At 62.1% G+C, this 14844-nt stretch carries 12 protein-coding genes; all 12 read right to left on the reverse strand.

Annotated elements, in window-relative coordinates; all coding sequences use genetic code 11:
• Nucleotides 1-8 precede the first annotated feature (8 nt).
• The gene (locus AB0O81_RS11475; RefSeq protein WP_363584356.1) at nt 9-1997 is read right to left on the reverse strand and encodes a primosomal protein N'; all 1989 of its coding nucleotides are present in this window, start codon (nt 1995-1997) and stop codon (nt 9-11) included.
• Between the two features lies 1 nt (nt 1998).
• Nucleotides 1999-3192 (reverse strand): methionine adenosyltransferase, encoded by a 1194-nt coding sequence (metK, locus tag AB0O81_RS11480; RefSeq protein WP_363584358.1) that lies wholly within the window; start codon nt 3190-3192, stop codon nt 1999-2001.
• Nucleotides 3193-3276: 84 nt separating this feature from the next.
• Nucleotides 3277-3534: a DNA-directed RNA polymerase subunit omega gene (gene rpoZ, locus AB0O81_RS11485; RefSeq protein ID WP_337337895.1), complete on the reverse strand. Its 258-nt coding sequence runs from the start codon at nt 3532-3534 to the stop codon at nt 3277-3279.
• Nucleotides 3535-3645: 111 nt separating this feature from the next.
• The gene (gene gmk / locus AB0O81_RS11490) at nt 3646-4542 is read right to left on the reverse strand and encodes a guanylate kinase (RefSeq protein ID WP_363584360.1); all 897 of its coding nucleotides are present in this window, start codon (nt 4540-4542) and stop codon (nt 3646-3648) included.
• Nucleotides 4535-5386 carry an orotidine-5'-phosphate decarboxylase gene (gene pyrF / locus AB0O81_RS11495; RefSeq protein WP_363584362.1) on the reverse strand — a complete coding sequence of 284 codons (852 nt, stop codon included), beginning with the start codon at nt 5384-5386 and terminating at the stop codon, nt 4535-4537. Before pyrF ends, gmk begins: the two co-directional genes overlap by 8 nt.
• The gene (gene carB / locus AB0O81_RS11500; RefSeq protein WP_363584364.1) at nt 5383-8670 is read right to left on the reverse strand and encodes a carbamoyl-phosphate synthase large subunit; all 3288 of its coding nucleotides are present in this window, start codon (nt 8668-8670) and stop codon (nt 5383-5385) included. The genes pyrF and carB overlap by 4 nt, the downstream gene beginning before the upstream one ends.
• On the reverse strand, nt 8670-9842 hold the full coding sequence (carA, locus tag AB0O81_RS11505; RefSeq protein WP_363584366.1) for a glutamine-hydrolyzing carbamoyl-phosphate synthase small subunit: 1173 nt from the start codon (nt 9840-9842) through the stop codon (nt 8670-8672). The genes carB and carA overlap by 1 nt, the downstream gene beginning before the upstream one ends.
• Nucleotides 9839-10348, reverse strand: a complete 510-nt coding sequence (locus AB0O81_RS11510; RefSeq protein WP_363584368.1) for a hypothetical protein — start codon at nt 10346-10348, stop codon at nt 9839-9841. Before AB0O81_RS11510 ends, carA begins: the two co-directional genes overlap by 4 nt.
• Complete coding sequence (locus AB0O81_RS11515) at nt 10345-11655, reverse strand: dihydroorotase (RefSeq protein ID WP_363584370.1); 1311 nt, start codon at nt 11653-11655, stop codon at nt 10345-10347. Before AB0O81_RS11515 ends, AB0O81_RS11510 begins: the two co-directional genes overlap by 4 nt.
• Nucleotides 11652-12650 carry an aspartate carbamoyltransferase catalytic subunit gene (locus tag AB0O81_RS11520; protein ID WP_363584372.1) on the reverse strand — a complete coding sequence of 333 codons (999 nt, stop codon included), beginning with the start codon at nt 12648-12650 and terminating at the stop codon, nt 11652-11654. Before AB0O81_RS11520 ends, AB0O81_RS11515 begins: the two co-directional genes overlap by 4 nt.
• On the reverse strand, nt 12647-13183 hold the full coding sequence (pyrR, locus tag AB0O81_RS11525) for a bifunctional pyr operon transcriptional regulator/uracil phosphoribosyltransferase PyrR (protein WP_363584374.1): 537 nt from the start codon (nt 13181-13183) through the stop codon (nt 12647-12649). The genes AB0O81_RS11520 and pyrR overlap by 4 nt, the downstream gene beginning before the upstream one ends.
• Nucleotides 13184-13253: 70 nt before the next feature.
• The gene (locus AB0O81_RS11530) at nt 13254-14828 is read right to left on the reverse strand and encodes a Rieske 2Fe-2S domain-containing protein (RefSeq protein WP_363584376.1); all 1575 of its coding nucleotides are present in this window, start codon (nt 14826-14828) and stop codon (nt 13254-13256) included.
• Nucleotides 14829-14844: the final 16 nt, after the last annotated feature.

The raw sequence follows: 14844 nt of genomic DNA on the forward strand, positions 1-14844 counted from the left end.
CGGGCTCCTCACAGTTCTAGGTCGGGTACGTCAACCCGCACTCTGAGTGTATTGCCGGGACGGGGTGGACGCCCCTTCGGTGGTTTACGAGATTTCATGGCTTGAGAAACGACGGAGGCGCGAAGACTCTCGGTAACTTTCGCTCCAGCGGCGTAGTCAAAGCGAACGAGGGCGCGCACGGTCTGGTCGTGTGGGAGCGGGCCCAATACTGCCAACTCGTCGAGGGTGGGCACCGCTTCGCGTAGCTCTGCGATTGCTGAATCAACGGCACGTCTGTCGCCCTCAAGTGCGGCGACGCGCACCACCGGAGGCATTCGCAATGGTGCGCGCTCGTTGAGTTCGCTGCGTGCATAGGCCGGTTGCGTCCAAGTTGCCAATGCGCGAGCGACAGGACCGGCGACGCCGACGAGATGCACGGGCGCACCCGGTGCCGCTAGGGCGGCAGCATTGGACCACCAGCGCAGGCAGGACTCGGTGATGCGCAGGTCGTCGGCGAGTAACATCTTGTCTCCGTCGAGAAGAATCACGGCTCCGTATCCACCGGCCGCGATTGGTTCTGCACCGCGGGTCGCTACGACTAGCGCAGGTTTGGAATCGACATGGGTGACAGCGTGTTCGCCATCGGACACGATCACGCGCACACCTGGGAATGCACGACCCAGATCATCTGCCGTGCGCTCACTGCCCGACGATGCCATGCGAAAGCGAGTTGACGTGCATTCTGGACAGGTCCACGCTATTGCGGATCGGCCGCACCACGAACACGCGGGGACGGCTCCCTGCCGAGCCGCGTGCAACGGACCGCTGCAGTGCGGGCAGCGCGCCGGATGTCTGCACTCGGCGCAGACGAGCACCGGTGCATAGCCTGGACGTGAGACTTGCACGAGCACCGGCTTCTCGTTCAGCGCATCGCGTGCTGTGGCGAACGCGGCCGAGGGTACGCGTGCACCTCGCGATTCTCCCTCGCGCGTGGCGCTGAGAACGATCTTGGGTGTCACACGCTTCGTAGGAATCACCTCACGCACCCAACCGACGGCAACCAGCCGCCCCACATCGGTGGTGCGGGTGTGGCCCGCAAACACCAGCGCGCCTGCTTCGATCTCTTGTCGAAGTAAAGCGGCGTCTCGTGCGTGTACTCCCGGGCTCAGCGGTTCTGATAACAGTGAGTCGCCGTCATCCCACAGTGCGATCAGGCCAAGCGAGCGCACGGGCGAGTACACGCTGCTGCGGTTGCCGATAACGATGCATGGCGCTTCGGCGAGAGTGCGCAGAAACGCTCCGTATCTCGCGGGTGAGGACTGCGCGGCGTCATGACGCACGAGCGCGTATTCGGGAACTCTGCCAGCAAGCGATGCCTCGAGCTGGGCGCGGTCGCGATGATCCGGAACGACGATGACGGCGCTCTTACCCATAGCCAGAGTGTCGATCGCAGTCGCTGCGAGCAACGCGGCCCAGCCACCCACATCTTCACCATCGTGCGCGCCGCCGCTCAGGCGAGTGAGCCGGGGCGGAGCGTCGATTGCAATGCGCTCACCCGCTCGGATCGCAGCGGCAAGGGTAGGAAACGGCGCCATGACATCCGCGGCCCATGTGAGTGACGCGGGGTCGACGGCTGGAGAAGCTGGCGCATCCGAAGCAAGCCACGCCCGCTCGGCACGGACCATTCGTTTGGGGATTGCGAGTCGGAGAATATCGCTGGCTGATCCGGCTGCGCGGTCAGCGGCTCGCCGGGCGAGCGCGTAGAGCTGTGGGGTGAGCACCGGGATCGGCGAGACCACGCAGTCGAGTTCTGACAGCGGGCGGTCGGAGTCGTCAGCTTCACCGTGTTCGACGATGTAGCCCTCGACCACGCGCCCCGCTGAGCGCAGCGGCACTTTAACCCGCACACCCGGCTGGGCTTCGTCAAGAAATTCGCGCGGAATCTCGTAGTCGAACAGCCGATCGAGCTGTGGCAGCGGCGAATCGATCAGCACGCGCGCGACGGACCGCGCGGTCACCTCAGAGCCCGGCGGCCGAGCGCAACTCGTCTACGCGATCGGTGCGCTCCCACGTGAAGTCAGGCAACTCACGACCGAAATGGCCGTACGCCGCAGTTTGCGCGTAGATGGGACGCAACAGGTCGAGACGATCGATGATTGCTTTGGGGCGAAGGTCAAAGACGTCAAGGATTGCGCGGGTGATCGCCGCATCCGAAACGTGTCCGCTACCGAAGGTCTCGACATACATGCCTACCGGTGCTGCGCGGCCGATCGCGTAGGCGACCTGTACTTCAAGGCGGTCGGCGAGACCCGCTGCGACAGCGTTCTTAGCCACCCAGCGCATAGCGTAGGCGGCTGAGCGATCAACCTTAGAGGGGTCTTTGCCGCTGAATGCGCCACCACCGTGGCGCGCTGCGCCGCCGTAGGTGTCGATGATGATCTTGCGGCCGGTGAGGCCAGCATCGCCCTTGGGCCCGCCGATGACGAACGGCCCTGCGGGGTTGATCACATACTCAACGTTGGAGAGGTCAAGGCCGGTCGCTTCAAGCACCGGGTTGATCACTTCGACCTGCAGCGCCGCGCGCAATGCTGCCATCGAAATATCGGGATGGTGTTGCGTAGAAAGCACCACCGTTTCGACCGTGCGCGGAGTGGCGCCGTCGTAGCCGAGAGTTACCTGGGTCTTGCCGTCGGGACGCAGAAAGGGCAATGCCCCATTGCGCCGCGCCTCGGTCAAGCCTTCTGCGATACGGTGCGCCGCCCAGATCGCCGTGGGCATCAACTGTGGCGTCTCATTGGTTGCGTAGCCGAACATGATGCCCTGATCGCCAGCGCCGAGTGCATCAATCGGATCTGCCGAACCGCCCTCACGGTGCTCGAGTGCGGAATCCACGCCGGCGGCGATGTCACTGGACTGTTCGCCAATCGATACTGTGACACCGCATGAGTCGCCGTCGAACCCAGTCTCGCTCGAGGTGTAGCCAATGCGATTCACTACTTGCCTCACGATGCCCGGAATATCGACATATCCGTCGGTGCGAACCTCTCCCGCAACATGCACGAGCCCGGTTGTGACGAGGGTCTCGACCGCGACCCGACTGTTGGGGTCAGCGGCAATGAGCGCGTCAAGGATCGAGTCCGAGATCTGGTCACAGATCTTGTCAGGGTGTCCCTCAGTGACGGACTCAGAGGTGAACAGACGCAGTTCGGTCATTGGTGCTCCAGATAGAAGACGGCGGACACCAGTATGCCCCCGAGGTCGGACAAATCCGACCTCGGGGGCATCTGAAGGTAATAACTACTCGACGGGCCGCAGGCGCAGCTTGTCTTCGTGAATCTCGTGCATCGCGATCGTCAGCGGCTTGTCTTCAACGGTCGAGTCAACCAGCGGGCCGACATTGTCGAAGAGGTTGCCCTCGTGAAGGTCGGAGTAGTAGTCGTTGATCTGACGCGCACGCTTGGATGCGTAGATGACCAACTGGTACTTCGAGTCGACCTTCTGAAGAAGGCTGTCGATGGGGGGTTCAATGATGCCCCCGTGGTTCGTTCCTGCCATGGCGAAACCTCCTGGATCGGATGACGGTGGAAAAGTCTTTGACGCCTCAAGAGATCGAGGCATCGGTACAGTCTACCCGAGAGTCGTGAACGCTGGCATACCGGCACACCCCTAGTCTGCGAGCGCGGCGATCTCAGTGGCCGCCCGCACGACATCGTCATTTACGACGTGATAGTCAAACTCGGACTGCGCCGCCAGTTCGACGCGAGCGGTGCGCAGGCGACGAGCTCGCTCGGCATCGTCTTCGGTGCCGCGACCAACGAGGCGTTCGACGAGTTCGTTCCAACTGGGTGGCAACAAAAAGACGAGAGCGGCTGAAGGGTCAGCTGCTCGCACCTGACGAGCGCCCTGCAGGTCGATCTCGAGCAACACGGTACGGCTCTCGGCAAGAACACGATCGATCGGAGCGCGGGGCGTGCCGTAGCGGTGTGAATTGTGCACCGTGGCATATTCGAGCAGCTCGCCTGCCGCAATCATGCGATCGAACTCAGCGTCAGAAACGAAGTAGTAGTGCTCCCCCTCGACTTCGCCCTTGCGCGGGCTACGAGTGGTGGCCGACACCGAGAGGTAGATTTCGGGGTGATTCTTCTTGATTTCGGCAGCTACGGTTCCCTTGCCAACGGCGGTAGGACCCGCAAGCACGAGCAGACGGCTGCGATCTGATCGAGCGGACGTCTCAGGCCAGCGGCTGTCGAGGAACTCTGACAGCACGTCACGCTGACGTGATCCGAGTCCTCCGATTCGCTTGACCGGCGAGATGCCGAGGTCTTGCAGGATGCGATCCCGCTTTCCCTCGCCGATAGCCGGGATGCTAGTGAGAAACTCGGTGACGCGCATTGCGCCAGCCGGCGTCTCGGGCGCCGCCCATGCTCGACGAAGGAGTTCCTGCGGTGAGATGACACGCATGGTGACGTCTTTTTTCAGGGCGGCTCGTTCACGACGAGCCGCTACCGCGCGGCGGGATGCCGCGACGCGGTCGACTTCTGGTGGTGTGCGGGAATCAGGCACTGGGGAACTCCTGGAGTATCGCGCGACGCTTGTCGATCGCCATCGCTACGCCTGTGGGGCCAGCCTGAAGAATGCCTCGGCTCTCGCTCACCAATACTGCTGGTGAGCGAATGCCAAATAATGCCTCAAGGTCCGTGAGCTCGGCCCCTTGGTGGCCGAACCCAGGAGCAAGAATGGGTGCGATCGGTTCGATCTTTTCGGGTAAATCGAACGCGTTCCAGTCGACGGTAGCACCGATAACGACACCGATACTCGCCCAATCCTTATCTTGTGTGTGAGTGGTGTTAAAAACTGAGATTTGGCCGATGACAGCGGAAGAAACCGTCCGGGAATCGGAACCGGCAGTGCGTGCCGTCTGCAGGCTGGCGGCGTCAGGGTTGCTCGTCGCAGCAAGCACGAAGAGGCCCTTGCCATGCTCGTGAGCAAGCTTCATCGCCCCGTCAAGCGCCCCCACGCCCAGATACGGATTCACGGTCAGCGCGTCAGCTTCGAGTGGCGAGCCGGGAAGCATCCATGCGGCGGCATACGCGTCCATGGTTGTTCCGATATCACCGCGCTTAGCATCAGCGATAACCAACAGCTCAGCAGCACGGGCCGCGGCCATAACGTCTTCGAGGGCGGCGAAACCCGCGGAGCCGAACCTCTCGAAGAATGACACCTGGGGCTTTACCACGGCGACCCGGCCGGCAGCCGCGTCGATCACTCGAAGACCAAACTCGCGCACCCCGGCCGGTGTCGCATCCAGACCCCAATCGGCGAGCAAGTGCTCGTGCGGGTCAATACCCACGCAGAGCTGCCCATAGCGCGTCACCGCACTATGAAGTCGCTCGCCGAAGCTGATCATGCGTGAGCCGCGCGATCCGCCGCGTACTCCTGAAGGCTCCGCACGCGGAACCCCTCGCCCATCACACTCATGGCGCTCACTGCGGCGCCGAGCGTGGAGATCGTGGTGAACAGAGCCTTATCTGCCGCGACAGCCGCCGCACGAATCTCGTACCCGTCAGCACGCGCCGACATGCCACTGGGGGTGTTCACGATGATGTCGACTTCGCCGGCGTTGATCAGGTCGACGATGTTCGTCTCGTCGCTACCCTGCGTCGCGCTGTACTTGTTGACGAGTGTGACAATGACACCGTTGCGGGCCAAGATCTCGGCGGTACCTTCGGTGGCGAGCAAGCGGAACCCGAACTGCTGCAAACGGTGCGCGGGCAGAATCACGGCTCGTTTGTCGCTGTCGGCAACCGAGATGAAAACTGTGCCCGACAGCGGGATGCCACCATATGCCGCAGCTTGACTCTTCGCGAATGCGGTCGGGAAGTCCCGGTCGATGCCCATCACCTCACCGGTTGAGCGCATCTCGGGTCCGAGCACTGAGTCGACCGTCTGACCGTCTTTCGTCCGGAAGCGTTTAAAAGGCAGCACGGCTTCTTTCACCGACACAGGTGCGTCGAGCGGTACGCGAGAGCCGTCCACGGCAGGAAGCAGTCCTTCTTCGCGCAACGTGGCGATCGATGTGCCGACGATGACGCGGCTCGCTGCTTTAGCGAGCGGAATGCCGAGCGCCTTCGATACGAAAGGCACCGTACGGCTGGCGCGCGGATTTGCCTCAATCACGTAGAGCACTCCGGCGCTGATTGCGAACTGCACATTGAGCAGACCTCGCACGCCCACGCCCTTCGCAATGGCGAGGGTAGCGTCGCGCACACGATCAACCTCAGAGCGACCCAGCGATACCGGTGGCAGCGTGCACGCGGAGTCGCCGGAGTGGATGCCGGCTTCTTCGAGGTGCTCCATCACACCGCCGATGTAGAGCTCTTCGCCGTCGTACAGCGCGTCGACATCGATCTCAATGGCGTCATCGAGAAAACGGTCGACAAGCAGCGGCGTACCGGCCGCGACGATCACTTCGCCCTCCGTGCGCACGAAGTAGTCGCGCAGGCTCGCGGTGTCGTACACGATCTCCATGCCGCGCCCGCCGAGCACGAAGCTAGGGCGCACGAGCACCGGGTAGCCGATCTCTTCCGCGATGGCGACAGACTCCGCGACGTTGATCGCAGTGCCATGGCGCGGCGCTACAAGTCCGGCCGCATCGAGCAACTGCGAGAACAGCTCACGCTCTTCGGCGAGATCAATCGCTTCGGGGCTGGTGCCGAGAATCGTGTAGCCCGCGTCTTCGATGCCCTTGGCAAGACCCAGCGGAGTTTGGCCGCCGAGCTGGCAGATGACTCCGAGAATCTCGCCAGACCGAGACTCCGCGTGCAGCACTTCGAGCACGTCTTCGAGAGTGAGCGGTTCGAAGTACAGCCGATCACTGGTGTCATAGTCGGTCGACACCGTTTCGGGGTTGCAGTTGACCATGATGGTCTCGTACCCGGCATCGGAAAGCGCAAACGAGGCGTGCACACACGAGTAATCGAATTCCACGCCCTGCCCGATTCGGTTCGGACCGGAGCCAATGATGACGACCTTCGTGCGCTCTGACGGCGTCACTTCGGTCTCGAAGTCATAGCTTGAATAGTGATACGGCGTGAGCGCGGGAAACTCCCCAGCGCACGTGTCCACCGTCTTGTAGACCGGGCGCAGCCCAGCTTCATGACGAAGGGATCGCACAGCAGTCTCTTCAATACCGCGCAGCTGCGCAATCTGCACGTCGCTGAAGCCGTGGTCCTTCGCGATGCGCATGGTTGCAGCATCCAATTCATCAGCCGCGTGCACAAAATCGGCGACCTCGTTGATCAATACCATCTGGTCAATGAACCAAGGGTCGATCTTCGTGGCGTCGAAGGCCTGCTCGGGTGTTGCCCCCTTGCGCAGCGCCTGCTGCAACACCACGATGCGCCCGTCGGTCGGAGTCTTCGCGATTTCGAGCAGCTCTTGCGCCGAACGCGGTTCGTCACCCCAATGAAAACTCGAGCCGCGCTTCTCGAGAGAACGCAGCGCTTTTTGCAGCGCGGTCGTGTAGTTGCGGCCGATCGCCATCGCCTCGCCGACCGACTTCATGGTGGTCGTAAGCGTGGTGTCAGCGGCAGGGAACTTCTCGAAGTTGAAGCGTGGCACCTTGACCACGACGTAGTCGAGCGTGGGCTCGAAGCTCGCGGGCGTGACCTTGGTGATGTCGTTGGGTATCTCATCGAGGCGGTATCCGATGGCCAGCTTTGCGGCGATCTTTGCGATCGGAAAGCCGGTTGCCTTCGACGCGAGCGCTGACGAACGCGAGACACGCGGGTTCATCTCGATCACGATGATGCGTCCGTTGGCGGGATCGATGGCGAACTGGATGTTGCAACCACCGGTGTCGACACCGACAGCACGAATGATATCGATGCCGATATCGCGCAGCTTCTGGTACTCACGGTCAGTGAGCGTCAGTGCTGGGGCGACGGTGATGGAATCGCCGGTGTGAACGCCGACGGGGTCAACGTTCTCGATCGAACAGACGACAACGGTGTTGTCAGCCGTGTCGCGCATCAACTCCAGTTCGTACTCTTTCCATCCCAGGATCGACTCCTCAAGGAGCACCTCGGTGGTGGGCGAATCGCGCAATCCTGCACCCGCAATGCGGCGCAGGTCGGCTTCGTCGTAGGCGAAGCCGGAACCCAGCCCACCCATCGTGAACGAAGGGCGCACGACCAGCGGGTAACCGAGTTCTTCTGCCGCGCTCAAGCAGTCGTCCATGGTGTGCGCGATTCGGGATGCTGCAACATCGGCGCCGGCGTCGAGCACCAATTGCTTGAAGATCTGGCGGTCTTCGCCCTTGTTGATCGCTTCAAAGTTTGCACCGATGAGCTCGATGTCGTACTTCTCTAAGATGCCGTGGTTGTGCAGATCAATCGCCGCGTTCAGCGCGGTCTGACCGCCGAGCGTCGGCAGGATCGCATCCGGCTTCTCTTTTGCGATGATCGTCTCGATGACCTGCCAGTTGATTGGCTCGATGTAGGTGGCATCGGCGAAATCAGGGTCCGTCATGATCGTTGCAGGGTTGGAGTTCACGAGAATCACGCGAACGCCTTCTTCGCGCAACACGCGGCACGCCTGCGTTCCTGAATAGTCAAACTCGCACGCCTGGCCGATGACGATCGGGCCAGACCCGATGACCAGGACGCTCTTGATATCTTCGCGCTTCGGCATTACTCGGAGTCCTTCGCAGATTCAGTGCTCGATCCGGTCTCTGCGCGCACCATGTCGGCAAACCGGTCGAAAAGGTAGTTGGCGTCGTGGGGACCCGCGGCGGCTTCTGGGTGGTACTGCACCGAGAAGGCGGGGAGGTCGAGGGCACGAAGACCCTCGACGACGTTGTCGTTCAAACCGACGTGGCTCACCTCAACGCGCCCGTAGCCGTTAGGGCTGTCGAATGTGCCGTCGATTGGGGCGTCGACCGCGAAGCCGTGGTTGTGGGCGGTGATCTCCACTCGTCCTGTCGACTTGTCAACCACGGGCTGGTTGATACCGCGGTGGCCGAACGGCAACTTGTATGTGCCGAGGCCCAAAGCGCGGCCCAGCAACTGGTTTCCGAAGCAGATGCCGAAGAATGGCAGGCGCTGATCAAGAACCGCACGAAGCAGTGCGACGTGGTCGCCGGATGCAGCGGGGTCTCCTGGCCCGTTTGAGTAGAAGACCGCGACCGGATCGATCGCACGAATGTCGTCGATAGTCACGTTCTGCGGCAGCACGTGCACTTCGAAGCCTCGCGCAGCGAGATTGAGGATCGTAGCCTGCTTCACGCCGAGATCGAGCACGGCGACGTTTCCGATGCGCGTGCCCTCTGCCGGGGTCACCTCCGGGGCACCCACTGAAACAGATGCCGAGAGGTTCTGGCCTGCCATCTGGGGCGCCTCTTGAACCAGGCGCAGCTGTTCGGCGGGTTCGATCGCCGCTGCCTCGCCCGAGAAGATGCCGCCGCGCATGCTGCCGGCTGAGCGGATGTTTCGCGTTACCGCACGGGTGTCGATCCCACTGATTCCGATGACGTCATCGGCGACGAGGGCGTTGTCGAGAGTTTCGTCTGCGCGCCAGTTCGATACGACTCGAGAAGGGTCGCGAACGATGTAGCCAGATACCCAGATGCGGCGTGACTCAGGATCCTCGGCGTTCATGCCGGTGTTGCCGATGTGCGGTGCGGTCTGCAACACGATCTGGCCGGCATAGGACGGGTCGGTCAGCGTCTCTTGGTATCCGGTCATGCCGGTAGAGAACACCACTTCGCCGATTGTGGTCCCGCGCGCGCCGTAGGCGTGACCCGAATGGCGGCTGCCATCTTCGAGCACCAGGACGGCGGGGTCGGTCGTGAACTGAGAGATCATGCGTCGGTTCCGATCTGAGACGGGGTAAGGGTGCCACGGATGGCATCAGCGAGGGCATGCGCCGATGCATCTTGCGGGCGAATATAGCTGTCAACGGGGGTGGCGTCTGCGGTGAGCCATGTCAGTCGCACCAGGCCATCGCGTTCGACGACGCGATCGATAGTGACGGTGGCTTGTGCGACGTCGCGGATGATTTCGCACGAGAAGAACACGCGTGGCTTGCCAGTGAGATCCAGCGCTACCCCGGCCGTGGTCACTGTGATGTCAGCCCGCGAGCGAAAATCCAGACCGGCAATCGCGAGGCGCTCGAGCGGGTCGCCGTGGCGAGTGGTCGCCACGTAGAGCGTTCTGAAACTGGCGACGACAGTGGCTTCATCTGGCATTTCACCGATAGGCGCCGCGATTCCCGCATCACGGCGAGTACGCCGCATCCACGCCCAGATGAGCACGCCAATGATCACCAGTGCTACTGCGACAGTGATCGCAAGTGCACCCTCGCGGGTCATGAGCGCACGCCCGGCTGATCAAGCAGCGCACCGTCGGCAACGGTAGGCGTCCCCTGGTGCAGCGTCCAGCGTACGTCGCCGGGCAGCTCCCGCCCGAGGTACGGCGAGTTGATGCTGCGGCCGCGCAGGTCGTCGGTGGTGAACGTGCGCACCGGAGCAGGGTCGTAAAAGGTGAGCGAGGCTGCGTGGCCGACGGTGAGAGGGGTGCCATGGCCCGCGAGCCGGCCGATGTGCGCGGGTTTGCGCGACATCACCCGAGCGACGTCGCCCCACGTCAGCATCCCAGAATCAACCATCGCGAGTTGCACCACACGCAGTGCGCTTTCGAGCCCGACCATGCCGTTAGCAGCGGCGTGCCATTCACACGACTTGGCTTCGGCAGGGTGCGGAGCATGGTCGGTAGCGACAATATCGATGGTGCCGTCAGCCAAGCCCTCGCGTACCGCAAGCACATCTTCGTCGCGGCGCAGCGGCGGGTTCACTTTGAAGTGCGGGTCGTAGCCGCGCGCGAGTTCGTCGGTGAGCAGCAGGTGGTGGGGCGTCACTTCTGCGGTGACGTTGACGCCACGCTTCTTCGCCCAGCGGATGATCTCCACCGAGCCGGCTGTCGAGAGGTGGCACACGTGCAACCGCGAACCGACGTGCTCGGCCAGTAGTACGTCGCGCGCGATGATCGACTCTTCCGCGACCGCTGGCCATCCAGCCAGCCCGAGTTCAGCAGACACCGAACCCTCATTAAGCTGGGCTCCTTCGGTGAGGCGCGGATCTTGCGCGTGCTGCGCGATCACGCCGTCGAAGGCCTTCACGTATTCGAGGGCACGGCGCATGATCAGCGGGTCCCACACGCAGAACCCGTCGTCACTGAAGACGCGTACTTGTGCGCGAGAGTCTGCCATGGCGCCAAGCTCGGCGAGGCGCTCCCCCTTTTGCCCGACGGTGACCGCACCGATTGGCTGCACAGTGACGTAGCCAGCAGCTTCGCCGAGCGCGAGTTCCTGCTCGACGACGCCAGCGGTATCGGCCACCGGTGAGGTGTTTGGCATCGCGAAGACTGCCGTGTACCCACCTGCGGCAGCCGCGCGTGAACCGGTCAGGATCGTTTCGGATGCCTCGAAGCCAGGCTCACGCAGGTGGGTGTGCAGGTCGACGAGTCCTGGTAGAGCGACGAGGCCGTCGACGTCGATCACGCTTGCACCAGCGCGGCTTACGCCGTTGCCGACTTCGGTGATCTGTCCGTTTTCGACGAGCAGATCGGCCGTGCTGGCCCCCTCTAGCGTCGCGCCGCGAAACAGGAAGACTTCGCTCATCGTGCGTACTCCTTGTCGTTCTTGTGCACACCGTTCGGGGCGGTGTTGACCTCGTGCTCTGAACCTGACAACAGCAGGTAGAGCACGGCCATACGGACAGACACTCCGTTTGTCACCTGCTCCAACACTGTTGAGCGGGCGGAATCGGCTGCCGCGGCCGAGATTTCCAGCCCCCGGTTCATGGGTCCGGGATGCATCACAATGCTATCGCTCCCCAGCGCCTCGAGTCTGAGTGGGTCGAGACCCCAACGGCGAGAATACTCCCGTTCAGTGGGGAAATATGCTGCATTCATGCGTTCAAGTTGAATGCGAAGCATCATCAGGGCGTCAGGGCGGCGCGCGATCGCGTCATCGAGGTTGTACAGAATCGTCGCTGGCCACATCGACACGTCTTGCGGAACCAGAGTGGGAGGCGCCACCAGGGTTACCTCGGCTCCCAACGTGGCGAGCAGCCAAACGTTCGAGCGCGCGACGCGTGAGTGCAGCACGTCGCCGACGATCGTGACACGCATTCCATCGAGGTCGCGCCCGCGGCTGTCGGCACCGTAGCGACGCTTGCGCATGGTGAACGCGTCGAGAAGAGCCTGGGTGGGATGCTCGTGCGTTCCATCGCCCGCATTCACCACACCGGCGGTGATCCAGCCGCTCGAGGCAAGAGTGCGCGGAGCGCCGGAAGCCCCGTGTCGGATGACGACAGCATCTGCGCCCATCGCTTGGAGGGTCTGGGCGGTGTCTTGCAGCGATTCGCCTTTGGAGACGCTCGAGCCTTTGGCCGAGAAGTTGATCACATCGGCGCTCAACCGCTTGGCAGCCGCTTCGAACGAAATACGGGTGCGGGTGGAGTCTTCGAAGAACAGGTTGACTACGGTCTTGCCCCGCAGGGTGGGAAGCTTTCTCACCTCGCGCAGTTGAGTGTCAGCCATGTCTTCGGCCACATCGAGAATTTGAATCGCTCCGTGTCGCGAAAGCGTCTGGGTGTCGAGTAGGTGCCTCATGATTCGACCGTCACCTCGTCTTTACCGTCGGTTTCATTCAACCTCACGTTGACACGCTCATCACGTGCGCTAGGGAGGTTCTTGCCTACAAAGTCAGGGCGGATAGGCAACTCGCGGTGCCCTCTATCGATCAGTGTCGCGAGGCGAACGGCAGAAGGTCGGCCAATGTCTTGGAGCGCGTCGAGCGCGGCGCGGATGCTGCGCCCGGAGAAGAGCACATCGTCGACGAGCACGACCGTCTTGCCGTTGATTCCGCCATCGGGAATCAGCGTCGGACGGGGCGCGCGGGTCGGATTCCTGTGCAGGTCATCACGGTACATCGTCACATCGAGAGCGCCGGTCTCGACAGCCACATCGCTGAAGCTCTCGATGAGCTGGGCGATGCGCATAGCGAGTGTGACGCCGCGGGTGGGGATACCCAGCAGAACAAGATTGTCGGCCCCGCGATTGGACTCCAGAATCTCGTGAGAGATCCGAGTCAGGGCTCGGGCGATGTCGGCATCCTGCAGCACGATTCTCTCGTGTGCGCTCATACCGCTCCCTTCTCCGCCTCACAGGACGGTGTTAAAGGTTGCTTGATAACTTCTACCTTAGCGCGTGACGCTAAGCGACTGGTTGCGCAGCTTCGCGGTTGAGCTGGTCTTCAACCTGTGACGCACGAATGGGGTGCCCGTGAGTGCTCAGACACTTGCCTGAGGCGAGATCCCACTTCCAATCGTGCAGACTGCACGTGAGCACACCGTCTTCGATTTTGGCCGTCTTCGACAGGTCCGCGCGCAGATGGGGGCACCGCCGCTGCACCACCCAGTCTTCCAGCTGCACGTCTTCTGACACGTCGGACTGCTCGGCATACCAATTCTCGACGTACTCGATGCGATCGCGGGAAAGGCACTTGAAGAACGTATAGATGAACTCGTTGAACTTGCCGATGCGGCCCGCGCCGAACTGCATCGAAAGGAAGATGGAGTTCGACCAGTCGATCTCGTGATCACGGATATTCGTTGAAACAAGATCGGCGGGGATCGTGAACCAGTAGTTCGTCTCCTCCCCCGCGTACTCACGCACCTTGGCCTTCGGAAAGTCGACCACAAGGTCGAGTTCGCCGATGGTCATGCGCACTGCCCCGCCGACGCCGTTGCGGAAGATTTTTCCGCGACGCAACAGAGGCTCCCACCAAGACTTCAGTTCAGAGAGCATTTCGGCAGGGGCGAGCACCGGCGCCCGAGAAGCGACTTCTGCGGCGACTTCGTCTTGGCGGGTATCGCGCTGTTCGGCAAGATACGCCCACTTGTCGTCGAAGATTCTGTCGATCTCAGCATCGGTATACAGCGTTTGCGTGACTGAGATCTCACCTTGATTGAGTTCCACTGCGGTGCCTGGCACGAACTCGTAGCCGTTCTGCTCCGGCCGAAGCTGCTTCATATGCGCGAGAAACTGACGTTGGTCTGTGAAGATCGAATCGTCTTCGAGACCGTAGCCGTTGTAGCGGAACAGCTCTTCGCGGAGGAACATCGGCGGCCCGGCCATAGGGAACACGTGCGCCGCATCGACCTTGTCGATGTAGTACATGGCTCGCTTGTTCTGAGCGTCGCGCTTGAGCCTCGCGAAGTTCTGCTTGGCATCGTGTGGCAGGTCGTAGACCATCGGCCACCAGATAGCGCCTGAGACCTGAGTGAAATACGCTTCCGGCTTGCTGAATCGAAGCAGGGTCTCGAGATCGAGCGGGTGGGAGTCGTTTTGATTCAGGATGCTGGCTGTACCGTCGTCGACGCTCAGCGACGAGTCTCCGATCGGGCCATCGCTCGGTGCGCGCAACGGAGTGACCATGATCTTCAGTTCGCCGAAGGTCAACGGCTCCCCTGCCTGGGTGTGGATGATGTTGTTGTAGCCGAGCCGGCGCAGATCGTTCTCGAGGTCCTCGGTCGGGTAGTCAGGCAACAGCACCTTGATGCTCTTGGGAACGTGTTTCTGCATCAGCGCGGGATCGAAGTGATCACGGTGGCGGTGTGAGATGTACAGAAAGTCAGCGTTGCCGAAGTGAGCCCAGTCGAGCGCACGGTTGTCGGGAAATGGGAACCACGATCCGAAGAATGTTGGTCCGACGACGGGGTCGCAAAGGATGCTGCCGCCCGCCGTCTCGATGAACATTCCGGCGTGGCCGAGGCCCGTGATGCGCATGAAATCCTCCTGATTG

This window comes from Microbacterium sp. NPDC076911 (genome assembly GCF_040687125.1).
In the GTDB taxonomy this organism is placed as follows: Bacteria; Actinomycetota; Actinomycetes; order Actinomycetales; family Microbacteriaceae; genus Microbacterium.

Excerpts from the sequence above, each read along its gene's own strand:
- metK (WP_363584358.1), bottom strand. The coding sequence starts at position 3,192 with ATGACCGAACTGCGTCTGTTCACCTCTGAGTCCGTCACTGAGGGACAC.
- rpoZ (WP_337337895.1), bottom strand. The coding sequence starts at position 3,534 with ATGGCAGGAACGAACCACGGGGGCATCATTGAACCCCCCATCGACAGC.
- pyrF (WP_363584362.1), bottom strand. The coding sequence starts at position 5,386 with ATGATCAGCTTCGGCGAGCGACTTCATAGTGCGGTGACGCGCTATGGG.
- carB (WP_363584364.1), bottom strand. The coding sequence starts at position 8,670 with ATGCCGAAGCGCGAAGATATCAAGAGCGTCCTGGTCATCGGGTCTGGC.
- carA (WP_363584366.1), bottom strand. The coding sequence starts at position 9,842 with ATGATCTCTCAGTTCACGACCGACCCCGCCGTCCTGGTGCTCGAAGAT.
- AB0O81_RS11510 (WP_363584368.1), bottom strand. The coding sequence starts at position 10,348 with ATGACCCGCGAGGGTGCACTTGCGATCACTGTCGCAGTAGCACTGGTG.
- AB0O81_RS11515 (WP_363584370.1), bottom strand. The coding sequence starts at position 11,655 with ATGAGCGAAGTCTTCCTGTTTCGCGGCGCGACGCTAGAGGGGGCCAGC.
- AB0O81_RS11520 (WP_363584372.1), bottom strand. The coding sequence starts at position 12,650 with ATGAGGCACCTACTCGACACCCAGACGCTTTCGCGACACGGAGCGATT.
- pyrR (WP_363584374.1), bottom strand. The coding sequence starts at position 13,183 with ATGAGCGCACACGAGAGAATCGTGCTGCAGGATGCCGACATCGCCCGA.
- AB0O81_RS11530 (WP_363584376.1), bottom strand. The coding sequence starts at position 14,828 with ATGCGCATCACGGGCCTCGGCCACGCCGGAATGTTCATCGAGACGGCG.